The organism is Staphylococcus sp. AtHG25 (genome assembly GCF_003217445.1).
Classification (GTDB): Bacteria; Bacillota; Bacilli; order Staphylococcales; family Staphylococcaceae; genus Staphylococcus; species Staphylococcus haemolyticus.
Map to the genome: position 1 here is coordinate 98,074 of NZ_QJSN01000001.1, position 25,943 is coordinate 124,016.

A 25,943-nucleotide genomic window follows, 5' to 3' on the forward strand; every position below is an offset into this window, starting at 1 on the left:
AATTTGTATCTACAATTATATAACTACTTAGGTTATGAACATTATAATTTAGGTGTGTTACACTCTATTATAGATAATATAAAAAAGTAAATCCACATTATATTTTATACATTAATTTGAATATTTATGATTAAATAATTTATAATGCACATATTTAGCCATTTCTTCAGAATTAGTTAGTACCATCAATGTGTCATTGCCACCTACTGTCCCTAATATTTCATTAATATTCATTCGATCAATGAAATAATTAATGCATTGCGCAAATCCTGGAGATGTTTTGATAAGTATGTAGCTATCTTTTATTATGATATTTTTAATTTCACTGTCATAATAATGTAGCAGTTTCGTTTTAGCATCCATTTGTTGCGTATTATCTAACTTCTTATAATAGGATTGATTACTTACAGCTGGAACTTTAAAAATCTTTAATTCTTTCAAATCTCTTGAAATCGTAGTTACGCTATAGCGCACCCCGAAATGCGTATCGATGTAATCTGCAATCTCTTCCTTTTTGTTAAATCGGTTATTCTTAACTACCGTTGCGATGAGATCTAGACGTTTATTCTTTTTCATATTATAAACTCCCTCTATCCCTATACAGCCTACTGCTATATTTATGTTTTACTTTTAACGTATCATTTTTTTGTCTTTCTTTGTGTGGGGTATTTCATAAAATCTGTTATAAATCTAATTATTTACATAAAAACGCCCCAAAAGTAAGATTTATCATCCAACTATTGAGGTGTCTTTCAAGTTATGCTATTTTGATTCTTTCATAGCTTGTTTTACAGTGCTATAGCCTATTACCACGCGATCAACTTTACCGTTATCTACATCAAACCATACCGTCATTCCTTTTGAATTTGGTTGGTAGAAATAGATACCTGTTGTATTATGCTTTTGGTTATTTACCTTTTGTAAATCTTTACCGTAAGTTTTATTTAATTGATCCAATGTCATTTTACCCGTTACGTTTAAATCAAGTAATGATGCTATTTTACCATCTTTCGAAACGTTTCTAAAATATTGATCATATTTTTTCACATTTTTAGATGATGTTGTTGCTTTCAATTTAATACCATTGAATGTAACATTTTCAGCTTTTACCGCATTTTTAAAATGTTTATCTAATACAAAAGATACGTCTTGACCTGCATATCCTTTATAATTGTAATATGCAGATGTCGCATTCGCTTTAGAATGAGTTGTGTTTGTTGTAGCTTTAGATTCAGCATGTGCAATAGATGTTTCCGTCAATGCACTTGTAACACCTACACCAAATAATGTGCTTAGTGCTAATGTCGTTGCGACTAATGTTTTTGTAGTTTTTCTCAAATTAGAAGCCTTCTTTCTTTATAACTAAACATATCATACGCCATTCTTGATTGTTATACAATTTTGGTTAACTAATTAGAAGTGTTTAATATTTGATGTAATGTTGTTTATAATTACACAAAATTAAATTTCACAAATCGTTAAATAATTTTTTATATAAATTATGTTATACTAAATATAGGAGTAACATCCCCATTGACTCCTTCACAAAAAGTTATATTATGTAATAACTATAGCCATAAGTTTACTTCCCCTTTGTTAAACTTATGGCTCTTTTATATAGTCTTTTTTACTTTTCCAAAATAAATATAAAATTACTTTATATTGTAGAAAACCACTTCCAAAATGCGAACATATGTTCTATAATGAATTTGAGGTGGTTAACATGATTCCAAATCCTAATGCGCCAGATGAGTATAAATATGAAACAGATTATCGTAAAATACCAAGACAATATCTAGACGCTAACATTCCTCAAGGACGTGGCATGGTGAAGTGGGCTCCCTTTGCGACAATGCCAGAACAATATCAACGATTGAATGATTTTATTGAGGAACAGAATAAAATTGCCATGCCTTCATTGTCAGATGATCAATTCGAAAATATCAATCGACAGCTCACATATAAATTCACACAGCACCAACTGGCAATGATTAGTTATTGGAGAAATGGCTATATCCAATCAATTGCAGCGTATATACGTCGTATCGACTCGCTAAATCGCTGTATCACAATTAGTAACGAGAACGGTTCACAAACGATGAAACTCGATTTTGAGGTTATTTGTAATGTAGAGTAAGTGTGTTGCGTAATTAGTGACTCATATCACTGAAACATGAGTTTTATTTTAACTAGAGATAAATTAAAGCGCATAGATGAGGAAGTCCCATTTATGCGCTCTTCTAAATATTATTTACTTGTTGTAAAGCCTACGTAACTAATATCTACTTCTACAACTTTATTGTTATTAAGAACAAATGATGTTGCTAAACCATCTTTATTTGGTTTATAAACGTAAATACCGCTACCTTTAACATTATTGTTGCCTTTTATTTTTTTCAAATCTTTACCATAAGCTTTTTTAAGTTGACTGTACGTTAAATCGCCTTTAACTATAAATTGTAATTTATTCGCTTTTTTGCCATTGCTTGTTACGCCAGTAAATTTCTGATTATACTTTTCTTTTACAGTTGTGCTATTTGTTTTAGCAAGTTTGATACCATTAAATTTAATGTTGTCGTGTTTGATTGCGTTAATAAAGTTCTTGTCTGTTAAGAATTTAGCGTCTTTATCAACGTAACCATTATAAGAGTAGTAATACCCTTTAATTCGCGTTGCTGCATGGGCAGTATCTTGTACTGGTAATACAGCGCTACTCACTCCTAAAAGTGTTCCAAATGCTAATGTTGTTGAGGCAATAGTTTTAACTACTTTATTCATGTTAGTCCTTCTTTCTATATTAGAATTACACTTCATTTATATTATCGCACAATACATACAAACATTCACTGTACTTAAGATCTATTTATCAAAAATTTTAGTAAACAAAATTTAATATTATAAAATTGTGTAAATACTATCTATTTTATGAAGTTTTATTATAATAAGATAAAGAAATGAATTAAGGACGGAGGATACACCTTGAAAAAAGTATTGGCAGGTATCGTCATTTTATTACCTGTTGTTGCTTTAGGTTTTTCAATATTCTTTGCAGCAACTGGTACTAAACAATCAAATTCAAGTGATGATCATAAAACTGAGAAGCATGATAAAAAAGAGAAGAAAGATAAAACGAAAGAAGAACAAACTGATGAGCAATCTACTACATCTAATAATGGAGAAAATGCACAATCAGAACCAACGTCAAACAACACTGTAAACACGCAACAAAGTTATTCTACACAACAAAATAACTCGACAACTCGAACACAAGAATCTAAAACAAAAGAAAGCAGTTCAAGACAAAAGAGTTCAGAAAGTGCTACTTCAGAAAAAAATACTAAAGAAACTCAAACAACACAACAACCAAGTACACAACAACCTTCTACGCAACAGCCATCAACATCACAACCTAGCACACAGAATAAAACGACAACTAACAATAGTTCAACACAAAGTTCAAGTAGTTCTGGTAGTTCAAGTGATTCTAAAGATAAAAATTAAACATAGTAACAATAAATATATAGCACATAAAAAGCATTCTAGCCCATTTATAAGGTTAGAATGCTTTTTATAGTACAAATATCGTTTCCGTAACTACTCAGTTACTTTACTTTCAGCCACGCGTTTAGAAATTTTACGCATAATTGGATCTAAGACTGGTTTGACTAAGATGCCTAAAATAAAGAATCCTAGTCCAAATAGTATTAAGATAATCATTTTCGTAATTAAAATTTCTGGTACAATGCCACCTACCGTTTCACGTAAGGAATCTATCACATACGTGAATGGTAAATATGGTGAAATCGTTTGGAAGAACTTAGGTGCAGTTACAACTGGGAATGTTCCTCCACCACCAGCAATTTGTAATACTAGTAAAATGATTGCAATAGCTTTACCTGGGTTTCCAAGTAATGACACGCATGTGTACACAATCGTATTAAAGACAATAGCACCACACAGTGCGATTAAGATAAACAATGTCGGCGATTCAACCTGCGCTTTCAAAATAACCAAGTCACCAATCGTTACAATCAATGCTTGAATGATACCCATCATTATAAAGAAAGCACCTTTACCTAAATAAATTTGACGTTTCGTTAACTCATCTTCCAAGGCTTCATGTTTATTATCTACAGACAATAAACTTACTAGTAATAATGCCCCTACCCATATAGATAATGACGTATAGAATGGTGTCATACCTGAACCATAATCTTTAACTGGGAAGACATCTACTTGTTTCTTATGAATAGGATTCGCAACCACGTCGGCTTGTTTCTTCAAGTCATTCTTCAACGCATCAATCACTTTATCTACCGCATCATCTTCATCTAATTTTTTAAATATTTTATTCGCTTTGTTTAAATCTTTTTCAATATCTGGCAAACGGTTTTCAGAGAAATTAGCTACGTTTGCTAACGCTTCTTTCGCACGTGGTTGATTTTGATTTAATAAATCAACGGCATTGTCATACTTATTGAACAATGTCGGTAAGTTCGTATTTACTGTTGCTGTAGCATTCGCAAGTTGTTGCTCTAAATCTGGCAAATCATTACGAACAAAGTCAGCTGCATTCGCTACGTCTTTTTTCACTGTAGGGAAATATTTCTGAGCAGTTTGCATAGCATTAATATAGGTTTGTTCTAAAGCAGGTAATTCGCTTTGAATGTTAGCTATACGATTCTGTCCATCTGTAACTATATCCTGACCAGCAATGATAACACGATTAATCGTATTTAATTTAGATTGAACGTCTGATAACGTATTCTGACCTTTGCTTAATTCTTGTGTAATTTGATTAGATACAACTAACAAACGATTGTTTAAGTCGTTTTTAATGAAATCACGATAGTTACCTAACGCTTTATTTAAATCTGGTAACGAACGCAATACGTTAACTGCTTCTGCTTTACCTGAACTACCATTTTTTAGTGCATCAATGAGTTGATTCGTTGAACGTAATGAATCGCTGATACGATTATTGGCACTCTCAACTTGTTTAATTTGCGACGATAAATCGACATGTTCTCTTTTTTCTAATTCTTTTAATACGTCTATCAATTGTTGATTACTTTTCGAGCTATTTTCAAGACGTGTTTTTAAATTACGTAACATGTCATTAAATTCAGTCGGTCGATTAGAACCAATAACACCATAAGATATATCTTTCAAGGCTTTAATGTCTGACTGTGTTGCTTTCGTTTGATTATCAGAATTACTTGAAAGTGTTAATAATGCTTCTGCAAGCGCACTATTCATAGACTTCACGTCATTGTTTGAGACAATTTGATTATCATTCACAGTGTCCTGGCTACTATCTGTGCTCAACTTCTGAATTTGATATTGAGGAAGTCCCGACGTACTTTGTTGACGCAATGCACTATTGGCTTGGTTATTTACTTCTTGAGCACGCCCTGCCGCTTCTTGATAATCACCTACGCGTTGCTGAGCAGATGTAAGATAACCTTGTGCATCATTTAAACGCGTATTCGCTAAATCAAGCCCCTCACTAGCAATATCCACGCCTCTATTAATCTTAGGAAATTGTGCCGGTATATCATTAGAAGCTACATCTAATAGTTTCTCAATGTTCGGCATATATTCATTAAGTGCTAAGATGAGTTTTGCCTTTTCGTTAAGTGACGGAATGGCTGCATTCACATCATTAAGCTTTTGTTGGGCGTCTAAAATATCGCCTTTGTAACTACCTAATGCACGGAATTGATTTGCATATTTATCAAGATCATCCTGATGATCATTCAAATATTCAATACGATCCGCAATTTTATTGATTTGTGGTAATGAGTCATGTGCCGCATAAACTGCATTTTTTATTTTATTAATTGTAGGTACTTCATCTTCAAGTTGAATACCCACTTTGTTCGCTTCTTGTAGTAACGCTTTCGTGACGGTTTCGTTGAACTGTTTATTTGCTTCGTCAACGATGACCGTTGACCCTGTATCGGTCATTTTCGGTGCGACGGCATTGATTTTTTGATTAACTTTATATTCGATATCGGCTTTTTGTGGTTTCTTTCTTAATGTGCCAGTAATTTGATGCGAGAATTCTTTAGGTATGTATATGCCAGCATAATATTTACCCATTTTAATTTCATGGTCTGCCTTTTCCCGGCTAACGAATTGCCAATCAAATTTATCGTTTTTCTTAAGATTGTCTTCTAATGTATTACCAACATTAATTTTCTTGCCACGAACTTTGTCACCCTTGTCCTCGTTCACAACGGCAACCTTGATATGACCTGTATGGCTATAAGGATCCCACATAGCCCATAAGTTGAACCAAGCATAGAAAGACGGTAATATCGCAAGTCCTGTTAGTATAACCCAAACTGCTGGCGTCTTAGCAACTCGCTTCAAGTCCGTTATAAATAATTTTAGTGCGTTTTTCATTTTCACACTCCTAAAAATGAAATATTAAGATTTTATCTCAAAATGATATTAAGTATTGTTTTTTTCTTTATAGAGTTAGTATAATACTTTTATTGAGCAAAGTAATAATTAGTTGATACTTATCAACTAAAAATCATAATAAATATTATATCAAATTCTGATATATTCGCATACCACCATAGTTAATTTGATAGGAGGAAAAGAGCGTAATGTCGAAGCATAAATTCATGATTTACTTTTTAACAACAACGCTTGTATTGCCAACATTTACGACTAGCATTGCACATGCTGAAGACACAAACGAAGATACTAAGATGAAATCATCTAGCACACAAGAAGAACAGACTGATCATAATGAAGATGTAAATGACAATAATACTAATGAACCATCTCAACCAGACGATACTCAGTCCGATAACACATCTTCTGAAGCACCTACTAAGGAAGATTCGAAGAACAAGATAAAACGAGAAAAGTCTAAGTCATCAAATACGTCATCAGAGGAGAAAGATGATGACAACACAAGCGTATCTCGCAGTCATCAAAAGCGTGATAAAGATACAAATAACACTTACCGTACACCCCTTTCTCCAATCTTTGACGCAACTCATTCTAGTGGTTTACCTGCTTCTAACTTTTTAAATCCTGATTTATATCAAAACGGATTTAGCCTAACTCATTTAATTGCATCATTATTTAATTTCGATAGTGATATTTCAGATTATGAGCAACCCGCAAGCACTAATGAAACAGATGATGACACGCATTCTACAAATGAGCAAGATACTGATTCACAAGACCAAGATCAAACAGAACGTAGTGCTTCATCTTCTGACACAACGGATCGCGAACATGATGACATACAGCAAAGTAGTGAGCAAGCTAACCAATCAGATAAGACTTCACGACAAGATGAGATAGATACAAAACAACAATCAACTGCCAATCAAGATAAGGACGATGCAAGTGTTAGTAAAGCGTTAGATGCTATTGATGATTTCGTCTCAGATGAAACAGATGATGATAAAGATAATCAAGGAAGTAATAATACAGATACCACTAATCATCAATCAGATAATGACGACACAAGCACTGACTCAAAAAATGATTCTAGTAAAACATCATCTTCTGATAGTAATAGTCTATCTGAATCTGCCTTAGACACTGTGCTCGATAAGTATAGTGAAGATGCTAAAAAGACGCATCAAGATTTCGAATCATCTAAAAAGGATAACGAAACAAACACATCTAAGGGTAAAAAAACAAAAAACAACACGACTAAAGCAAGTAACCCTCAGTTGCCAACTAAGAAGGAGCTTGAACATAAAACTACACCTGCACAGTCATTTGAAGATGACTTTAAGCAAAGTAATACGCGTTCAACTAGTTTGTTCCAAACATTACCTCAACTTAATGGTAGTGACGTAACGGATGGCGATATAACAGTTGTTGAAAATAAAGGTACGCGTGACTTTATTAAGTCTATCGCTAAAGATGCACATAAGATTGGTCAAGATAAAGATCTTTATGCCTCAGTTATGATTGCTCAAGCTATTCTTGAATCTAGTTCAGGAAACAGTACCTTAGCACAAGCACCTAATTATAATTTATTTGGTATTAAAGGTAGTTATAAAGGACAATCTGTAAACTTTAATACGCTAGAAGCTGGTAGTGACAACAGTATGTTTAGTATTAATGCTGGGTTCCGTAAATATCCAAGTACTAAAGCATCATTGGAAGATTATGCTGATTTAATTAAAAATGGTATCGACGGTAATCCAACAATTTATAAACCTACTTGGAAGCATGAAGCTATAGATTATCGTGATGCGACACGACATTTAAGCCGTACGTATGCTACAGACCCTAACTATGCTACTAAATTAAATAGCTTAATCAAACACTATCACTTAACTGATTTTGATAAGAAAAAAATGCCAGATTTAGATCAATATACTAAACAAACATCTAGTGGAGAAGATACTTCAGGTAGTGAGTTTAAATCATTTGAAATCACAGATTCGTCATCACCTTATCCTCAAGGTCAATGTACATGGTATGTATACGAACGTGTTCAACAATTTAGTAAGAAAGTAGGTAGCGACTGGGGAGATGCCCATAACTGGGATAATCGTGCAGAACGTGATAACTATGATGTCAGTCAAACACCTTCTACACATAGCGCAGTCGTCTTTGAAGCAGGACAAGCTGGTGCGCATGATGTATATGGTCATGTTGCCTTTGTTGAAAAGGTAAATAAAGATGGCTCTATCGTCATCTCAGAATCTAATGTCAAAGGTTTAGGCATCGTGTCATATCGCACAATTGATGCTAGCACAGCTGAAACCTTACACTATATTCAGCCTAAATAATGCTGATGTGAGTTAAATAAGATAACATATAAAAAGGTGGTGCACCCGATTTGGGTGAACCACCTTTTTAATTCATCTATTATGAATAAATTAATACTTGAGTGATAAGCATGCCACCACCGAAGATGAATACGAAGGCAACGACTGGCCATACGAATTTCAACCAGTGAGAGTACTTCATGTCTAACATTTGTAATGTTGCCATTATCAATCCTGTTGGTGCTAAGAATAACATTGCATATTGACCAAATTGATATGCTGTTACGATAACAAATCTAGGAATACCTACTGTATCAGCAAGTGGTGCAAAGATTGGCATTGCAAGCACTGCTAAACCAGAAGATGATGGAATAATGAAACCTAGGAAGAAGAAGATAATCAACAATATTACAATGAAGATCGGTCCACTTACACCTTGTACAAGTGATGAACTGAAGTTCAAGATTGTATCTGAGATTAATCCATCATTCATAATCATATTGATACCACGTGCCAAACCAATGATTAGTGATACCCCTACCAAACTTGATGCACCTTCTACAAATGCATCTACGACCACTTTCTCGCCAAGTCCATCTTTACCTAATGCTACCATTAACATGATTACAATTGTAAATGCTAGGAACATTGAGGCCATGATTGGGAACCACCAACCTTGTGTCATAACGCCCCATACCATGATTGGGAATGGTAAGTTGAATAAAATTAAAATGATTTTTTTGCGTAGTGTAAAAGGTTTTTCTCCGCCATCATCGTTAATAACTGACCATTGATTTTCAAATTTAGTTTTATCTTCATATGTGTAAGATGCTTTAGGATCTTTTTTAATTTTTTTAGCGTACCAGTATAAATAACCTACTGTGAAAATTGTTGCCACAATTAAGCCAGCAATTCTCCAATATAAACCATCTACGAATGTTGTACCTGCTGCATTTGATGCGATAACAACTGAGAATGGGTTAACTGTTGAGAATGTACTACCTACAGAACTTGCTAGGAAGATTGCCCCAACACAGATAATTGAATCATATCCCATGGCAATAAAGATGGGTACGAGTATTGGATAAAATGCTACCGCTTCTTCCTCAATACCACAAAGCGTACCACCTAGTACCATTAATACTGACACCATGAATACAAGTAAAAATTCATGACCTTTAGTTTTTTTAGTAAGTGCTAAAAGTCCTGATTCAAATGAACCACTCTTTTGTACAACACCAATGAGTCCACCTAATACTAAAATAAATACCATTACATCGACTGCTTCAATTGTACCGTTAACCATGCTTGATGTAATTTGATCTGGTCCAGCAGGTTTTTGTTCTAATCGTTCGTATGTTCCAGGAATTGAGATAGGTTTATTGATGGCACCTGATTTAAATTGGTCTACATCAATTTTCACACCTAATTTATCTAATTGTTCTTGTGTTCCAGGGACTGTTTTTGATTTATTATGAGCATCGACAATTTTAAATTCATGAGCACCGCCATCATAGGATAACTTAGAGTATGCACCAGCCGGTATCATCCACGTTGCCATAACAGCGATTACAGTTAAAATAAATAAAATTGTAAATGCGCCAGGCATCTTAAGCGAGAATCGTTTTTTTCGTCCTTTGCCAGTGCTATTAGTAACTTCGTTAGTGTGTGTCATGCTTTTCAACCCCTTCAAGTATTTTTTTATCTATGAAAATGCTATACACATTTAAAACGTATACTTTGTGAAAATTTGTTAATTAAGCAACTTTGTGAAAAATTTCTCAATTTCTTTTTCCACTATTAGTGTATGTCTAATGCACTTTACAATCAATATGAATATTAAATAAAGTGTAAATATTTTAGATTATTCCATAATTATTTCACATAACTTTACCAATAATTTCTCAAAACTCACTTGCTATTTCCTAAGAATTGTGCAAGCGCTTTCCTAACCGATGTTGAGTCTCTTTTTCAAAAAACAGGCGTAGATAACATAAGTAAGTAATGATTACTCAGTTATCCACGCTTTAAGTTTGTATTTTTTGTATTTAATGTTTAGTGTTTTGTTGTTTACGACGACCTAACCCTATTAAAGTGCCCCCAGCAATCACTAATAACACTGTTACTGGTAGCCAAGACTTTTTAACTACTTCTCCAGTATTTGGTAAAGATAGATTCCCTTCATCATCAAATAAGCCACTTAAAAATCCATCATCATCGCCTAATTGTCCCAATGATAATCCTTGTACAGGATTAGGAATATCTTCAATATTGTCTAACAGACTTCCTCCTGAATTAAGACCATCTAATAGACCACCACCAGTTAGTCCATCTAGTAAATGAGACCCTTGATTAAGAAGATTAGAACTTGATGTACTACCATTAATGCGATCAAATAGTGAAGGTCTATTGGTAATAGGATCTAAGATATAATTCAAATTATTTTTTGCAGTGTCGAGTTTATTTTGCAACTGTAATAAATCACGACCTGTACCGTTTAATGCATTTTTCACTAAATCTAACGCATCAGCTTTATCCGTTTGAGCTCTAGCAATAAGATCTGCCAACGCCTTCGCTTGTGTTTGATTTAACTTTGTAGCTAATAACGTTTCAATGGTTTGTTTAGGGTCTGACGATTTATCTAGTACGTCTTTAAGAATATCATCAGCTGTTACTGACTGATTTGCATTAATTTTTTGCTTCACTTGATTTACTAATTCTGAACTAGATAAATTCTCTTTAGCAAGCTGTTTAGCTATTTGTGATGCCTCATTATTTCCTAAACGTGTTGAAAGCAATGTTTTGATTAAAGCCTCTTTATCAGGTGCTTGATCAAACATGGATGCCAAAATATCATCACTTGTTGTCGTTTTGAGGTTGTCAATATGTTTCATCATTTGATCTGTTATTTGCTTATCTGACTGACCGTTAGTTTTAATCTGCTTGGCTATCTTTTGAGCTTCGTTTTTACTAAAGACACTTCCTAAGATTTGTTCGACTGTTGCTTGCTTATTTGAAGATTGTTCTAAGCGGCCACTTATTTCATCTCGGTTCGCTTTAACATTTTGTCGAACATTTCTAATATCTTTTTCAATATTTTGCTTTTGCTCATTAGTTAAACTGTTGTTTTGTTTTACTTGTTGTTCTAACTGTCTCAATTGCTCAAGTTTATGGTCACTATAACGTTTCGATGTGTTATTTTGTTTATTTTCAACTTTTGTAATGGCTTGATCAATTTTTTGATTAGCAGATAATTCGTCAGTTAATGCATCAATATGACCCTCTTTTGAATCAATCTTGTTTGACTTATGGCTGATCTCATCTTTATCTATCTGTTTGATACCACTTAGAATACTTTTATCTGATGCAGTATTAGTATTATCTTTTGAATGCGATTCTGTTGAATTGTCATCTTGAATGGATGAGTCAGTTTGATCTCGAATATCTTCTACAGATGAATGTGCACTTTCTTTAGTTGATTCTATGTCATTTTTAACATTATCCATTTCATCCAATATTGAGGTATCATCATTTTCTTCATTCATGTGATTCGTAATGTCTTGAGAAGATACTGATTGTCCACTACTTATTTGGCTATTTTCACTATTATTTGTGGAACCTTGTTCCGACTTCATATCTTCACTTTGTTGATGGGTATCAACCTTTTCAGATAGAGAATCTAAATCGGCTATTATTTTATCTAATTCATCTAGCTTATCTTCTTCATTCGTTGATGATTGCTCAGCAGTTGAGAGTGAAGATTCATTAGAAGTGCTTGCTTTTTCACCAGTTTCTCTAGCACTTTCCTCATTTGATATACGGTCTTCTTCCTGTGCATCCCTTAAAATTTGATCAATTTCAGACTGATTACGTGCATCTTCAATATCTTCTTTATAACTCTTAATATCAGTGGCTTGTAGGTACTTCAAACGGTCAATTTTTGTTTTCGCTTTATCTATCGCTTTATCAAGTTTATTTTGAACAGATGTCATTTCACTTGAAACGTTGTCGATGCGGTCATTTGATTGTGCAAATCCATCTTTGGTAAATCCATAACCCACTAATGTTCCACTCATTAACAACACTGAACATGACACTTTTAAATACGAATTAAATTTAGAATGTTGTCTAAGCTTCTTCACGCATATCACCCTTTTTATTAATATTCCACTTCATTATATAACATTTAATTTAAAACTTATACTTCTGTTTTTTGAAAATTAATTAAAGGTTCCAAACATTGACCAGTCATAGATTTTTATAATTTTATACGTTTAGTGTTGATTTTTTTAGTATCTGTAACCTTAACAGAGTATTGGTATGCATTAGTTAAATCAATAAGAGATAAGAATTTATTATGACCAGCACCTGTATCAATATCTAGTATATTTTTCTTTTTATATAATTCATCGTTTTTTAACCCATAGCGATAATTAGGAATATGTCCATGTATCAAATATTTATTTTTAGGGATGTTTCTATTTAAATTATGGTTATAATGACCAGTAGTATATTCCTTAATCTGTTTATTTAAAGGTTTAGACGTATCTATACCAGCATGCGCAAATATGTAATTATCTATGACCTCGATTGTCGACAATTCTCTTAAAAATTTGTGCCAGCGTTTGATTTTTTTATCTTTACTTTCTAACCAACGCATCTCATGATTGCCAGCCAAGGCAAGTGCACCTCGACGTTTTAAGCGTTTCACTAACTTCAAAGTCCCAAATGAATCGGGTCCATTATTAACATAATCTCCCATTAAAACGAGTTGATCTTTCCTCACATTAAAATTAACTGCCTTTAAAAGAGTGACGAGTGCCTTCCGATGACCGTGTATATCAGAAACCACAAGTATCCTTTCTTTCATACTTCCTTCTCTCCTAACCTACGACTTATTGCATATTAATATAAATCCACTGTTTAACTAACTTTAAACAAATTATTAACGTATCCTCAAAATTCTTTATTTATTATAGAAAATAGTATAAACAAAATATATATTTTGGGGAAATCAATTTATGAATACAAAGCAATTACTCATCTTTAAACATTTCGTTGAGGCACAAAACGAAAACGCCGTCGCTGAAAAACTTGGTATCACACAACCAACGGTAACTTTTCATTTGAAAAACTTAAGCAAAGAATGTGGATTACCTCTATATTTCAAAAAAGGTAAACATTTCAACCTTACTGAAGCTGGTGAATTACTCTATCGGAATGCGAATAAAATGCTTAATTTAATAGAAGAAACAACAGATATGATGGAAGATTTCAAACAATCTAAACGAGGAACTTTAAGAATTGGTGCGAGTCACGCTCCAATCTATAGCATTTTACCGTCAACATTTAAAAACTATATGCATGAACATCCAAATATAGATATTAACTTAACAGTAGATACTGCGCCAATTATTATCGAGAAAGTTAAAAACCGTAAGATTGATATTGCTGTCATAGCTGAAAAAGGTTTTAACGAGGGTGAACTACAAGTCAAACGTCTTCATGAAAATCCATTAGTGCTTGCTATGGACAAACGTCACCCACTTGCTCAAAAAGATCATCTTACTTTAGAAGATATTAGTAGTTACCGTTTTATCATTCATAATAGCGGAGCAACTCGAGACAGTATAGACGAATGGCGTAACAAGAACTTTATCAACTTAGACGTTCACATGGAAACCAATAGTATTAGCAGTATCCTTACAACAATAAAAGATTCAAATTACTTAAGTTTAGTCAGCAAAAATGCTATGAGTCATCATCCAAGCATTATTAGTAAGACTTTGCCTAATGCCCCAACCACAAGTTACATCTCACTCATATACCGTAATGATAGACATCTCACTTCTATTATCCAAGATTTCATCACATTAATATATAACACTAAATAGTTCCTGCAAATTTGAGCAATCACGTTGATTAAATATTTATTAACATGATTGCTCTTTAATACTATCCGCCCTTCTACAGTTGCTTTCTGTTTCTTTTCTCAAAATAATTCAAATACGTATAGTTTGAAAAGTCAGTTTTATTATTACCTTTATAAAATATTAAGAATGTATAAATTTTGTTAATAAACATTCCGAAAAGTTATAACAATTTTACAATATATTAATAAATCGCTATAAAAAAATACGCTTACATAATATAATAAATTTGAAAGAAAGATATACATATTAATCAATTTGCTATTTGTACTTTTTTGATTAGGAGGTACGGTTAATGCTCGTTCTTTCCATCATTTTATTACTTTTAGGTCTAATTTTAATCGGTATTAGTAGATTTGTTGCATACCAACGTGATATTGACCTCAGAGAAAAAATTTATATTCCTGGCGTAATTTTTGTCTTAATAGGCGCATTACTTCTCCTGTTTTATTTAATGAACTAACTACATCGCAAGTCTACATACCAAATTATTTTCAGGTATACCATCATCACGAGGTTACCTGTTTTCTTATATATCCCCTTAATACACGCTATTTTCACCAACAATTTTTCCAAAGTGTTGCATTTTCCAACGACGTAAAACTTTTAATGGTACCGAACGTGGGTATAACTTGTTACATTATCAAATGTAACATTTTAAATATGCTTAATTTAAGGTATCGATTTAATGTAATTGCTCACAAATCATCAACACATTACCCATACTTTAAGCGATATAAATTAATGAAATAGGGGGAAATGTCTTGGCAAAGCTATTATACAAACTAGGAAAATTTATAGCTAAGAACAAATGGCTAAGTGTTATAGGATGGCTTGTTATACTAGGTGTCATTATCACGCCATTAATAATAAACTCACCGAAGTTTGACAGTGACATCACTATGAACGGCCTTAAGTCATTAGACACAAACGATAAAATTAGTAAAGAATTTCATCAGGACAGTGAGAAAGCCTCGATGAAAATAGTCTTCCATTCTAATAAGAATGATGGACTCAATAATAAAGATACGAAGAAAGATATTGAAGATGCTTTAGACAATATCAGACAAAATGATGATTATATCCAAAATATCTCTAATCCATATGACAGTGGACAAGTTAACGATGAAGGCGATACCGCTATCGCTAACGTAAGTTATGTAGTTCCACAAACTGGATTAAAAGATTCTTCTAAACATATCATCGACAAAGAATTAAAAGATGTAACTGACAACCACAATGTGCAAATTGAAAAAACTCAAGGTGGCGCTATGAATGCTGAACCTGGTGGTACATCAGAAATTGTCGGTATTGTCGTAGCATTCGTAGTCTTACTTATTACCTTTGGTTCACTTATCGCAGCTGGTATGCCAATTATTAGTGCAATCATCGGTTTAGGTTCAAGTGTTGGTATCATCGCATTATTAACATATATCTTTGATATTCCAAACTTCACTCTTACACTAGCTGTAATGATAGGTTTAGCTGTTGGTATTGACTACTCACTCTTTATTCTATTTAGATTTAAAGAACTTAAGAAAAAAGGTGTCGATACTGTAGAAGCTATCGCAACAGCAGTGGGTACAGCAGGTAGTGCTGTAATATTCGCTGGTCTTACAGTTATGATTGCTGTTTGTGGTTTATCACTTGTAGGAATCGACTTCTTAGCGGTTATGGGATTCGCTTCAGCGATTAGTGTGTTATTTGCGGTATTAGCAGCATTAACACTATTACCTGCCCTAATCAGTATCTTCCATAAAAGTATTAAAATTAAAGATAAACCATCTAAAAGTAAAGACCCTAAAGATCATCCTTGGGCAAAATTTATTGTTGGTAAGCCAGTTATCGCTGTTATTGTAAGTTTAATTATTTTAATTTTAGCTGCTATACCAGTCAGTGGCATGCGTTTAGGTATTCCAGATGATAGTTTAAAACCAACTGACTCATCAGAATACAAAGCCTATAAATTAATCTCAGATAATTTTGGCGAAGGTTATAACGGACAAATTGTCATGTTAGTAAATACAAAAGATGGTGGAAGTAAAAGCACTATCGAACGTGACTTAAATAATATGCGTAGTGATTTAGAAGACATTGATAATGTTGATACAGTTTCAAAAGCACAACTAACTGACAACAACAATTACGCATTATTCACAATCATTCCTGAAAAAGGACCGAACTCACAGTCAACAGAAAATCTAGTATATGATTTACGTGATTATCATAGCCAAGCGCAAGAAAAATATGACTATGACACTGAAATTTCAGGACAAAGTGTTATTAACATCGATATGTCAGAAAAACTAAACAACGCTATTCCAGTATTTGCAGGCGTTATCGTTGTATTAGCATTCTTCTTATTAATGATTGTGTTCCGTTCAATCTTAGTTCCATTAAAAGCAGTACTAGGCTTTATTCTTTCATTAATGGCTACATTAGGTTTCACAACATTAGTCATTCAACATGGCTTTATGGGTAGCTTATTTGGTATTGAAAACACAGGACCATTACTTGCATTCCTTCCAGTAATCACAATTGGATTGTTATTCGGACTTGCCATCGACTACGAGCTCTTCTTAATGACACGTGTACATGAAGAATACAGTAAGACTGGCGACAATGATCATTCAATCCGTGTAGGTATCAAAGAAAGTGGACCTGTTATCGTAGCTGCTGCACTTATTATGTTCAGTGTATTCATCGCATTCGTCTTCCAAGATGACAGTGCAATTAAGTCAATGGGTATCGCATTAGGTTTCGGTGTGTTATTCGACGCATTCGTCGTACGTATGACATTAATTCCAGCATTGACGAAACTCTTTGGTAAAGCTTCATGGTACCTTCCTAAATGGTTAGGTGCAGTATTGCCAAACGTTGACGTTGAAGGTAAAGCTTTAGAAGAAGATAATCATCACGACACATATTCTGAAAAAGGTCATGTCAACGATAAAAATAATGAATACGCTAGACAAGACAAAGATAACTATGTTTATCAAAATGACAAACGTAACCACAATCGCAATTATAATGACGAAGATTATAACCGTTCTGTGCATTTAGATAATCATCATCGCCAACATCATTATGATAATCAACGTGATGATATCGACTATGAATCACTTTATACTCAAGATGGCGACCATACTTATCATGATGAACGTAATTATAATGATCGACACTATCAAGACAATTACGATAGAAACGATGATTATAGTCATAACAATCATGATCAACAAAATGATAACCATGATTATCATGATGCAAATTTCGATAAAACAACAAACTTATACAAAGAATTAACTGATAGCAATATTGATCAAGATGTATTATTCAAAGCATTAATGTTATACGCTCGTGAAAACAACAAAGGTGTTTACGATAGATATAACCGATCATCTCAACATCGTCATGATGACGAACTTAGAAACTAATTTTAAAAAGGAGGAAACACGTTATGTTAAAACGACGTAGTTCGAAATTCTTAGGACTACTAGCCACACTAGCCTTAGCCATAGTGCTAAGTGCTTGTGGTAATAGTGGTAGCGGTAGTGGTTCATCAGACGATAGTCAAACATCACTTGGTAATAAAGAAATCGAAATACCTTATATCGCGAGTGATAATTCAACACCACGTTCACTAGTTATAGCAGAAGTATTGAAAAAAGCAGGTTATGATGTAACAACTACACCAGTAACAGCAAGTGGCCCGTTATATGCTACTGTATCAGAGAACTCTGATTCATTCCATGCATCAGGTATCTTCCCTACTACTGATAAAAGTTACTACGATAAGTTCAAAAGTAAATTAACAATTTATGATGATAAACATTTAATTGATAACGCAAAAGTAGGTTTAGCCGTACCTAAGTACGTGCAAGATGTCGACTCAATTAGTGACTTAAAAAACAGTGACTTCGGAAAATCTGTAGATTGGACAATTCAAGGCACAGACGCACGTAATGGCGTTATGCAAGAAACTAAAGATGAACTTGATAGTGACAACTTGGATAAATATAGCTTGAAAGAAAGTTCTGACCAAGACCAATTCAAGAAAATTCAATCTGCTTTTAAACAACAAGAACCTATCGTCTTCACATCAATGGAACCTAGTTGGTTCTCTAAAGAATTAGACGTTAAAATGTTGAAAGATCCTGACAACATTTATGGTAATAATAATCAACATATTGACTTAGTATTTAACAAAAACTTTAAAGAGGCACATCCAGCTGCATACACAATTGCAACACGTATGGCAGATGATTGGAGTAAATCTGACGAAGACAAATTAGCTAAAAAAATCTTTGTTGATAACAAAAATCCAGAACAAGTAGCTAAAGACTATGTGGATGATAATGATAATAAAGTAGATGAATGGTTAGAAGGTATTGAGACTAACTAATTACAAAGTTAAGATAGACAAATAAAGAATATGCTCGTTTGGTGTAGCATATTTAAAACTCATAATGCAAATTTACAATAGCAAACCAAGTTGAGAAGGCGCTTAAGACAAACTCTTCTCAATCGTAGCTATATTGCGAGGGAGTGAAACTAAACTCAGTTTCGCTCCTACTTTTTTATATCGCTCTTATAGTATTAAACGTTTCAAATAACTTATTTACTCTTTTTTTATAAACAAATTTAAACGTAGTATCAGTTGTTATGTTTGGAAAAATCAACTTTATTGTGATAAATTACTCTTATTACGTCAGGCTATCTGACTAGATTAAATAAATAGGAGAATCAGATAATGCCGTCAGCAAATCAAAAGCGTATGATTAAACATATTCATGAAACTGTATTTATACTTTTACATGATTATCATTTTGATGAAATCACCGTACAAAAAATATGTGATATTGCAGAAATCAACCGCAGTACGTTCTACAGATACTTCCAAGATAAATATGAATTACTCTACACTTTACCTGACTTTATTACACAACAAATTATAGCTAAAGGTGACACATCAGCAGACATTACAACCCCTGAATCATTTGAAGACTTTATCTATTACATTGGTAATAATAAAAAGATTTTCAAACATCTATTAGTTTCGTCTCGACAGTCAGATGTATTTAGAAGTTTAACGAATGTGAGTCGCGAATTGATGTTAAATAACTCAACTCGTAAGCGTGACCTCTTAGCGCAAAAGATTAGAGAAAGTAAACATCCTGAAATTGTAGCTGATTTTTACAGTAGTGGCGTAATAGAAGTACTACGACGTTGGGTAGAAAATGACTATAACTATACAGTTGAAGAAGTGTTTGAAACATTAAATAATGTGCTTGAAACGTCATTATATTGTTATGATAAATAAAAGCAATCTCACATAAATTAAGAGTGAGATTGCTTTTTTGTCATTTGCGTTTTTTAACGTCTACTGTCTTGTAAACCATAAAAATACTATTAGCTATGATTAATAATGCTAGAATGACCATTGGCCAAATACCTATATTAATCATATTAAATATAATGAGTACTATCATTAAAATAAGATTTAATGCGTTTGAAATCATTAATGATTTATCCACTGAAACCACCTCTTATTACGTTATAACCTAATTCACTAAATTTAATTAGAAATTGGTTACCTCAATTAATATTTCCTACGTGTCATGCATAGTGCAATCATAATAGCGATAATACCAATCATAGCTATAATGTTAAATTGTACTGTGAAACTTGAAATCGTATTTAAGACAATGCTTAGAATAGGTGCAATCGCAGTACCTAAGAATAAAATAAATGTGTTTACTGATAAGAAGAACCCTTGGTTACCTCGAACAGTTAAGCCTACTTTAGAAATTGTTGATGGAATTGCGAAGGCGATACCACTTACAAATAGCACACTCCAAATAATTAGTAACACGATGTTTGTTGTTACAGACATTAAGATCAGTGCTACTGTACTCACAATTAATGCACTTAAAATAAGATTTTTAACACCTATGCGATCACTGATTCGTCCTGCAATTAGAGACAACAACATACCAATAATACCAAACAGTTTAGCATTAATCGCAGTTGTTTCATCCCCACCAATTGTATCGGAAGTGACGTAATGATTAAACACTGTATACATACTAATAAACATCGTCAACAATGTTAGCGACACCCCATAGCATAAGAGCACGGATTTATTCGTTTTAAAATCACTAAAATTATTAAAGAATTTAAGTAATTGTATGTTGGGGTTCTTCACAGGACTTTCAGGAATTTGTCTATGAATAACGAAGGCTAAGATGATATATAGCACCGTTAAAGTGAAATAAACCATATGCCAATTTGAAAAACCTACTATGATCTCACTTAAATTTTGACCAATAATCCCTGATAACATGAAACTCGTACTGATGAAACTAATCGCAGTCATACGTTTGACCGGTGAATAAGTTTCTGTCACGTATGTGATAGATACTGGTGAAAAGGCAGCAGCAAATATACCTTGTATCGCTCTTAAAACGATCAGTATTGCGAAAGAATGTACAAAACCTATAACCATACAAATCATTACAAGCCCACAAATTCCAAATAACATGGTGCGAATTCTCCCATATTTTTCTGAAATAGTCCCATAAAACAAACAACTTACTGAATATGTAACGGAAAATGCAACACCATTTAAAGTTGCAACTGATTGTGGAATTTTAAAGTCTTTAGCAAACTCTGCAGTTAATGGAATTGCCGTATATAAACTGCTCATTACTATAATTCCTGCAATAAAGAATATGGTTGTTATTTTGTTATAATTCATTGTTTTTTGGATAGACATTTGCTTCTCCCTTCTTTCTATTTTCTACAACATTCCTATTATGACACTTTCACTTATTTTTCAAAAGACTATTTGGAATTGACAAAATACTTTTAAAGTTCTTTCATTTAAAAATCACATATTCGCTTTTTAAAATAAAAATCTCTAATTCGAAACATTTCTATTGACTAATCCTAAAATAAGGACTACAATTCTAGTATAAAATTTATACCAATGGAGGTGACGTGTTGAAAATAGAATTAGGATTGACTTCATTTGCAGATAATGGTGATATGGTTATGCCTGATGGTACACAAGCTGCTGTTTCAAATGCTCAGAGAATTCGCGATATTGTAGAAGAAATTGAACTAGCTGATCAATTAGGATTAGATATATATGGATTAGGTGAACATCATCGTCCTGATTATGCTGTATCAGATCCAGTGACCGTACTTGCTGTTGCAGCATCACGTACTGAGCATATTAAATTGTCATCTGCAGTAACTGTGTTATCATCAGATGACCCAGTACGTGTGTATCAACGATATGCGACATTAGACGCCGTATCTAATGGACGTGCTGAAATTATAATTGGACGAGGGTCATTCATCGAATCTTTCCCATTATTCGGTTATAATTTAAATGACTACGAAGACTTATTTAATGAAAAGTTGCAATTATTACTAAAAATCAACGAACATGAAGTTGTAAGTTGGGATGGTAAATTACGTCCAAGTTTCGACCCAACAGGTATTTATCCACGTGTCGAACATGGTAAGTTACCTATTTCCATTGCAACTGGTGGTACACCTGAATCATCATTAAGAGCTGGTGCCTTTGGGTTACCAATAACGTATGCGATTATTGGTGGTAATCCTAGACGATTTACACGAAATATTGAGATTTATAAATCTGTCGCAGAATCTTACGGTCATAATCCAGACGAATTATCCGTATCGGTACACTCATGGGGGTACATCGCTGAAACAGACGAGGACGCTAAGAAAGAATTCTTCCCCTCTTTAAAGGCACACCATGATATTTTAGGTCGTGAACGTGGATGGCCTAGCTTTGACGAGAATATGTTTGAAAGAGAAGTAGGAAGTCAGGGCGCAATCTATCTGGGTAGTCCTGAGACGGTTGCCCAAAAAATTATTGAAACTGTTGAAACGTTAGGTCTTAACCGTTTTATGATTCATACACCTGTAGGTTCAATGCCTCATGAGTATGTAATGAAATCAATCCGTCTATTTGGCGAACGCGTTAAACCTATTGTTGATAAATATTTTGAAAACAAATAAAAAGGAGATTTTTAAATTATGATTTTACGTTATGCTGCAAACTTAAAACTTGCTAAAGAATTATACACTGCTTCAAAACCTAAATTAAAAGGTGACCAAGAAATGAAAGATACATTCCAAAATGTATTCGGCTTACCAGAAAGCTCAGTTAAATTAGCTGGTACTGTAGAAGCTGCTGCCGCTGCTTTTTATGCTGCTAGTTTCTTAAACAAAAACTTATCACGTTTAGGTTCAATTGCTACTTTCGGTGTATTAGGCGTTGCTGCTTACAAACACTTTGAAGCTGGACATGGTAAAGAAGGCGCTCAACACGCTTTAGACTTATTAGGTTTAGCTGCATTAAGCTTTGCTGATACTTTCGATTGCGATAACAAATAGTATCGTTAAACTTTATAATGTAATAGTAGGACGTGCGATGACTATCATCACACGCCCTATTTTTAATGTTCACTTTTTTAAAAATTCTGGGAAAGTTTGTGGTTTATCATGAACTAGTTGTTCAAAATCATTTGAATGTTGATCAAGTAACCCTCTTGCACCTGCTTCGTACATTGATGCAAGCAATGCACCAAACCCTTTAGGTTCATCATACATTTCTGAGAACTTTTCCAAAGAAACAGGACTATATTCAATCTTAGAACCTGCTGCTTCAGACAAAATTGCTGCTAATTCTGTCATAGAATAACTATAGCCAGATAGTAAATATCTGTGTCCAAATTTATCTGGTTGTTGTAATAATGCTACGATACCTCTAGCAATATCATCTCTAGAAATATAATTAATACGGCCATCACCCGCTGGATAAATGAGTTTCCGCATATCTGCAAGTTCTGGTAAATAAGGTTTCAATGGATCCATATACATCGCTATTCTGACATAAGTATATTTAAGACCACTAGATGCAAGTAAACGTTCAGCGTAGCCAAAGTATGGACTCATATGGAAAGGATTATTATGTTGATCTGCATAGTATCCAATAAACATAATGTGTGAGACATGTGCTTTATGAGCTGCACTAACTAAATTCTCCACTTCTGGGAGTCGCTTAAATGACGGATGAATAATACTCGGAATAAATATAACCGTATCAATACCTTTGAATGCACGAACCATACTTTCCTCATTAAAATCTAATTCTCTAACGCCTACTTTATCTTTCCAGTGTGATGGCATTTTATCTGGATTACGTATCCCAATATTAAAATCAGGCACCTGTTCTTTAACTGCATGTTCAGTGATATGTGACCCAAGAGCCTGTAAGTAAAATTGTCATTACTATCGCTTCTTTCTTTTATAATTTAATTACTTTCTATAGTACTGTATTGCCCAAATTTGTCTGGATATACGTATTCTTAATGACATTGTTTCGAACTAACCTACACAAAATAGTGATTATTGTAACAGCTCATATTTGTCAAAGATATTTTTTCAACATGTCAGGTGTAACATGACAGTATGAGATATCCTCTGGATGTTTATCGAGTCTGTCTTGATGTTCCTCAGCACTTGCAACGTAATTATTTAAAGGTAACACTTCTACGGCAATTCGCTCTTTATCAGGTCGTTTTGAGATGAAGTCGCGTGCTTCTTCAAGATGCTTCTGTTCATCACTATAAATACCTGTACGATATTTGGGTCCTTCATCAACACCTTGTTTGTTAATACTATATGGATCTATAATCTCAAAAAGATAATTCATTAAGTCAGTAATTGATGTCTGCATAGGGTCGAATGTTGTTTTGACACATTCTGCATAGCCGTCATATTTGTCACTAAGTGTTTCAGATATCCCATTTGCACGTCCTGCTTCAGTCGATAAGACACCTGGCAATGTTTTTATAAACGCTTGAACTCCCCATAAACATCCACCTGCAATGTACACAGTTTCCATCTTTAACACCTCATTTCGAATCATAATTAAAAAAATAAAAGGAACTTTGTCATAGTTCCTTTTATTCTATCAAATTATTTCCTAACTAATGCGATAATCCCAGCAACGAGGATTAGAATACCTGATAAATAACCAAAAAATCCTAATAAATATATATGAATTATTGCAGCAACAATAAGTATAATACCAATTAAAACACGTCTTTTATTAATTAAACAGCTTAATGTTAAAGTTATTGCTGATAAAATAATAGAGCTGGTTGCCACAATAGTCATTAATCCAACAAGTTCTGAACCATAACTTTTTCATAGTTTGTTAGAATTAGTGCAATCAATCCACCAATAATTCCAAATATACTTCCTGTTATTCCAAGAATCATTTCAATAATTCTGTTAGTTGGCTTAGGTTCATTCATATAATTATGTTCCATTGTTACCTCCTTTTCTATGCTGCGTCATCTTCAGAAGAAGTAACTTCTGTATCTTCTGTTCCACTGTCTAATGAAGGATCATCAGAACCAGGACCATTTGAATTGTCATCAGATTCAGATGCTTCATTTTCAGCTTGTTCTGCTTGTTGTTGTTCATATTCTTTTTGAGCCAATTGGTCTTCATAATCTTGCATTGCTTTTTCGTATTCTTTTTCGCTTTAGCATTTTCTTTCTCATACAATGCTTCTACACAAGCTTCTAATTGATCATACTCAATTTCTAACACATCTTTAGATACATGGTTCATCTTTTCACCATCAGTGAGTGAATTATATTCATCTACTAAAGCATTATACATATAAGCAGGGTATGTCACGCCCACGTCCGCTTGATTAGAATCATCATTTTTTTTTACTAGAAGATGTTGTATCTGATTCGTCCTCAACATCTGTAGTTGAGCTAGTCAAAGTATCTTTAGTGACATTTGAATTCTTAATTTCTGATTTATTAATAATCCATTGTGCCCTAACTTTGTTGAAATTAGGTATGGTATCTAATTCTAAAGTATAATGATCACTATCCGGTACATCATAAGTAATGTAGCCTGATGCAGTGTTATGCTGATTTAATTGGTGGCTAAATCCTTCATGCATATCTTCACTACCATACCATTCTTCATAATTCTCGTTATTTACTTTCATACTGAAATCAGTATTATCCATTAAAACTTGATCATCGTTATTATTTCTAAAATTTATGTATACTCTCAAGGCTTTGCCATTTACAGGTGCACTATACTCATCATAGTTATCTACGAATTCTGCTTTAACTACTTTAATATCTACACCGTGAGCATCCACGACTTGACCTATTTT

The 25,943-nt window shown here is 33.4% G+C and carries 24 protein-coding genes; 10 read left to right on the forward strand and 14 right to left on the reverse strand.

The window, feature by feature from the left end:
- Positions 1-111: 111 nt before the first annotated feature.
- Positions 112-576: an arginine repressor gene (locus BDW31_RS00455; RefSeq protein ID WP_016930627.1), complete on the reverse strand. Its 465-nt coding sequence runs from the start codon at positions 574-576 to the stop codon at positions 112-114.
- Between the two features lie 186 nt (positions 577-762).
- Positions 763-1,338 carry an immunodominant staphylococcal antigen IsaB family protein gene (isaB, locus tag BDW31_RS00460; protein WP_053024604.1) on the reverse strand — a complete coding sequence of 192 codons (576 nt, stop codon included), beginning with the start codon at positions 1,336-1,338 and terminating at the stop codon, positions 763-765.
- 385 nt (positions 1,339-1,723) lie between these two features.
- On the opposite strand from isaB (BDW31_RS00460), the gene BDW31_RS00465 reads away from it, so the two are divergent.
- Positions 1,724-2,137, forward strand: coding sequence for a YolD-like family protein (locus BDW31_RS00465; protein WP_037558359.1), 414 nt, complete (start codon positions 1,724-1,726; stop codon positions 2,135-2,137).
- Positions 2,138-2,247: 110 nt separating this feature from the next.
- On the opposite strand, the gene isaB (BDW31_RS00470) is transcribed toward BDW31_RS00465, so the two are convergent.
- Positions 2,248-2,778: an immunodominant staphylococcal antigen IsaB family protein gene (isaB, locus tag BDW31_RS00470; protein ID WP_053024605.1), complete on the reverse strand. Its 531-nt coding sequence runs from the start codon at positions 2,776-2,778 to the stop codon at positions 2,248-2,250.
- A gap of 201 nt (positions 2,779-2,979) precedes the next feature.
- On the opposite strand from isaB (BDW31_RS00470), the gene BDW31_RS00475 reads away from it, so the two are divergent.
- The gene (locus BDW31_RS00475) at positions 2,980-3,501 is read left to right on the forward strand and encodes a hypothetical protein (protein ID WP_053024606.1); all 522 of its coding nucleotides are present in this window, start codon (positions 2,980-2,982) and stop codon (positions 3,499-3,501) included.
- A 93-nt stretch (positions 3,502-3,594) separates the two neighbouring features.
- Here BDW31_RS00475 and BDW31_RS00480 read toward each other — a convergent pair whose 3' ends face one another.
- Positions 3,595-6,411, reverse strand: a complete 2,817-nt coding sequence (locus BDW31_RS00480) for a YhgE/Pip domain-containing protein (protein ID WP_053024607.1) — start codon at positions 6,409-6,411, stop codon at positions 3,595-3,597.
- A 209-nt stretch (positions 6,412-6,620) separates the two neighbouring features.
- On the opposite strand from BDW31_RS00480, the gene BDW31_RS00485 reads away from it, so the two are divergent.
- The gene (locus BDW31_RS00485) at positions 6,621-8,783 is read left to right on the forward strand and encodes an amidase domain-containing protein (RefSeq protein WP_053024608.1); all 2,163 of its coding nucleotides are present in this window, start codon (positions 6,621-6,623) and stop codon (positions 8,781-8,783) included.
- A gap of 79 nt (positions 8,784-8,862) precedes the next feature.
- Here BDW31_RS00485 and BDW31_RS00490 read toward each other — a convergent pair whose 3' ends face one another.
- From BDW31_RS00490 to BDW31_RS00500, 3 genes are all read right to left on the reverse strand, one after another.
- Positions 8,863-10,437, reverse strand: a complete 1,575-nt coding sequence (locus BDW31_RS00490; RefSeq protein ID WP_110708896.1) for a YfcC family protein — start codon at positions 10,435-10,437, stop codon at positions 8,863-8,865.
- Positions 10,438-10,810: 373 nt separating this feature from the next.
- Positions 10,811-12,904 carry a hypothetical protein gene (locus BDW31_RS00495; protein WP_053024610.1) on the reverse strand — a complete coding sequence of 698 codons (2,094 nt, stop codon included), beginning with the start codon at positions 12,902-12,904 and terminating at the stop codon, positions 10,811-10,813.
- Positions 12,905-13,020: 116 nt separating this feature from the next.
- Complete coding sequence (locus tag BDW31_RS00500) at positions 13,021-13,632, reverse strand: metallophosphoesterase (protein WP_016930621.1); 612 nt, start codon at positions 13,630-13,632, stop codon at positions 13,021-13,023.
- 151 nt (positions 13,633-13,783) lie between these two features.
- On the opposite strand from BDW31_RS00500, the gene BDW31_RS00505 reads away from it, so the two are divergent.
- The 5 genes from BDW31_RS00505 (at position 13,784) to BDW31_RS00520 (ending at position 20,012) form a co-directional block, all read left to right on the forward strand.
- The gene (locus BDW31_RS00505) at positions 13,784-14,656 is read left to right on the forward strand and encodes a LysR family transcriptional regulator (RefSeq protein WP_053024611.1); all 873 of its coding nucleotides are present in this window, start codon (positions 13,784-13,786) and stop codon (positions 14,654-14,656) included.
- A 331-nt stretch (positions 14,657-14,987) separates the two neighbouring features.
- On the forward strand, positions 14,988-15,155 hold the full coding sequence (locus BDW31_RS12395) for a hypothetical protein (protein ID WP_162839002.1): 168 nt from the start codon (positions 14,988-14,990) through the stop codon (positions 15,153-15,155).
- A 301-nt stretch (positions 15,156-15,456) separates the two neighbouring features.
- The gene (locus BDW31_RS00510) at positions 15,457-18,126 is read left to right on the forward strand and encodes an MMPL family transporter (RefSeq protein WP_053024612.1); all 2,670 of its coding nucleotides are present in this window, start codon (positions 15,457-15,459) and stop codon (positions 18,124-18,126) included.
- A gap of 23 nt (positions 18,127-18,149) precedes the next feature.
- Positions 18,150-19,094, forward strand: a complete 945-nt coding sequence (locus tag BDW31_RS00515) for a glycine betaine ABC transporter substrate-binding protein (protein WP_002449935.1) — start codon at positions 18,150-18,152, stop codon at positions 19,092-19,094.
- Between the two features lie 348 nt (positions 19,095-19,442).
- The gene (locus BDW31_RS00520) at positions 19,443-20,012 is read left to right on the forward strand and encodes a TetR/AcrR family transcriptional regulator (RefSeq protein WP_110708898.1); all 570 of its coding nucleotides are present in this window, start codon (positions 19,443-19,445) and stop codon (positions 20,010-20,012) included.
- A 40-nt stretch (positions 20,013-20,052) separates the two neighbouring features.
- On the opposite strand, the gene BDW31_RS12400 is transcribed toward BDW31_RS00520, so the two are convergent.
- Together BDW31_RS12400 and BDW31_RS00525 are read right to left on the reverse strand one after the other, a co-directional pair.
- The gene (locus BDW31_RS12400) at positions 20,053-20,226 is read right to left on the reverse strand and encodes a hypothetical protein (RefSeq protein WP_174165700.1); all 174 of its coding nucleotides are present in this window, start codon (positions 20,224-20,226) and stop codon (positions 20,053-20,055) included.
- A 65-nt stretch (positions 20,227-20,291) separates the two neighbouring features.
- A complete protein-coding gene (locus BDW31_RS00525; protein WP_180535379.1) occupies positions 20,292-21,461 on the reverse strand; it encodes an MFS transporter in 1,170 nt (389 codons plus the stop codon).
- 233 nt (positions 21,462-21,694) lie between these two features.
- Here BDW31_RS00525 and BDW31_RS00530 point away from each other — a divergent pair, with 233 nt between their 5' ends.
- Together BDW31_RS00530 and BDW31_RS00535 are read left to right on the forward strand one after the other, a co-directional pair.
- Positions 21,695-22,747, forward strand: a complete 1,053-nt coding sequence (locus BDW31_RS00530; RefSeq protein WP_110708902.1) for an LLM class flavin-dependent oxidoreductase — start codon at positions 21,695-21,697, stop codon at positions 22,745-22,747.
- A gap of 18 nt (positions 22,748-22,765) precedes the next feature.
- Positions 22,766-23,125, forward strand: a complete 360-nt coding sequence (locus BDW31_RS00535; RefSeq protein ID WP_037538195.1) for a DoxX family protein — start codon at positions 22,766-22,768, stop codon at positions 23,123-23,125.
- 69 nt (positions 23,126-23,194) lie between these two features.
- On the opposite strand, the gene BDW31_RS00540 is transcribed toward BDW31_RS00535, so the two are convergent.
- The 5 genes from BDW31_RS00540 to BDW31_RS12620 form a co-directional block, all read right to left on the reverse strand.
- A complete protein-coding gene (locus BDW31_RS00540; protein ID WP_375342104.1) occupies positions 23,195-23,986 on the reverse strand; it encodes an SDR family oxidoreductase in 792 nt (263 codons plus the stop codon).
- A gap of 175 nt (positions 23,987-24,161) precedes the next feature.
- Complete coding sequence (locus BDW31_RS00545; protein WP_048667904.1) at positions 24,162-24,638, reverse strand: peptide-methionine (S)-S-oxide reductase; 477 nt, start codon at positions 24,636-24,638, stop codon at positions 24,162-24,164.
- Positions 24,639-24,912: 274 nt separating this feature from the next.
- A complete protein-coding gene (locus BDW31_RS12830; protein ID WP_309146102.1) occupies positions 24,913-25,068 on the reverse strand; it encodes a hypothetical protein in 156 nt (51 codons plus the stop codon).
- A gap of 14 nt (positions 25,069-25,082) precedes the next feature.
- Positions 25,083-25,262, reverse strand: coding sequence for a hypothetical protein (locus BDW31_RS12615; protein WP_257643617.1), 180 nt, complete (start codon positions 25,260-25,262; stop codon positions 25,083-25,085).
- Between the two features lie 207 nt (positions 25,263-25,469).
- Entirely contained in the window at positions 25,470-25,928 is a 459-nt protein-coding gene (locus BDW31_RS12620; protein ID WP_257643616.1) for a DUF4352 domain-containing protein, read from the reverse strand.
- Positions 25,929-25,943 lie beyond the last annotated feature (15 nt).

Bases quoted from the DNA above. Each gene is read 5' to 3' on its own strand.
- BDW31_RS00545 (WP_048667904.1), bottom strand. From the start codon at position 24,638: ATGGAAACTGTGTACATTGCAGGTGGATGTTTATGGGGAGTTCAAGCG.
- BDW31_RS00480 (WP_053024607.1), bottom strand. From the start codon at position 6,411: ATGAAAAACGCACTAAAATTATTTATAACGGACTTGAAGCGAGTTGCT.
- BDW31_RS12395 (WP_162839002.1), top strand. From the start codon at position 14,988: ATGCTCGTTCTTTCCATCATTTTATTACTTTTAGGTCTAATTTTAATC.
- BDW31_RS00485 (WP_053024608.1), top strand. From the start codon at position 6,621: ATGTCGAAGCATAAATTCATGATTTACTTTTTAACAACAACGCTTGTA.
- BDW31_RS00455 (WP_016930627.1), bottom strand. From the start codon at position 576: ATGAAAAAGAATAAACGTCTAGATCTCATCGCAACGGTAGTTAAGAAT.
- BDW31_RS00505 (WP_053024611.1), top strand. From the start codon at position 13,784: ATGAATACAAAGCAATTACTCATCTTTAAACATTTCGTTGAGGCACAA.
- BDW31_RS00520 (WP_110708898.1), top strand. From the start codon at position 19,443: ATGCCGTCAGCAAATCAAAAGCGTATGATTAAACATATTCATGAAACT.
- BDW31_RS12615 (WP_257643617.1), bottom strand. From the start codon at position 25,262: ATGCAAGATTATGAAGACCAATTGGCTCAAAAAGAATATGAACAACAA.
- BDW31_RS00490 (WP_110708896.1), bottom strand. From the start codon at position 10,437: ATGACACACACTAACGAAGTTACTAATAGCACTGGCAAAGGACGAAAA.
- BDW31_RS12830 (WP_309146102.1), bottom strand. From the start codon at position 25,068: ATGGAACATAATTATATGAATGAACCTAAGCCAACTAACAGAATTATT.
- BDW31_RS00500 (WP_016930621.1), bottom strand. From the start codon at position 13,632: ATGAAAGAAAGGATACTTGTGGTTTCTGATATACACGGTCATCGGAAG.
- BDW31_RS00515 (WP_002449935.1), top strand. From the start codon at position 18,150: ATGTTAAAACGACGTAGTTCGAAATTCTTAGGACTACTAGCCACACTA.
- BDW31_RS00535 (WP_037538195.1), top strand. From the start codon at position 22,766: ATGATTTTACGTTATGCTGCAAACTTAAAACTTGCTAAAGAATTATAC.
- BDW31_RS00465 (WP_037558359.1), top strand. From the start codon at position 1,724: ATGATTCCAAATCCTAATGCGCCAGATGAGTATAAATATGAAACAGAT.
- isaB (WP_053024605.1), bottom strand. From the start codon at position 2,778: ATGAATAAAGTAGTTAAAACTATTGCCTCAACAACATTAGCATTTGGA.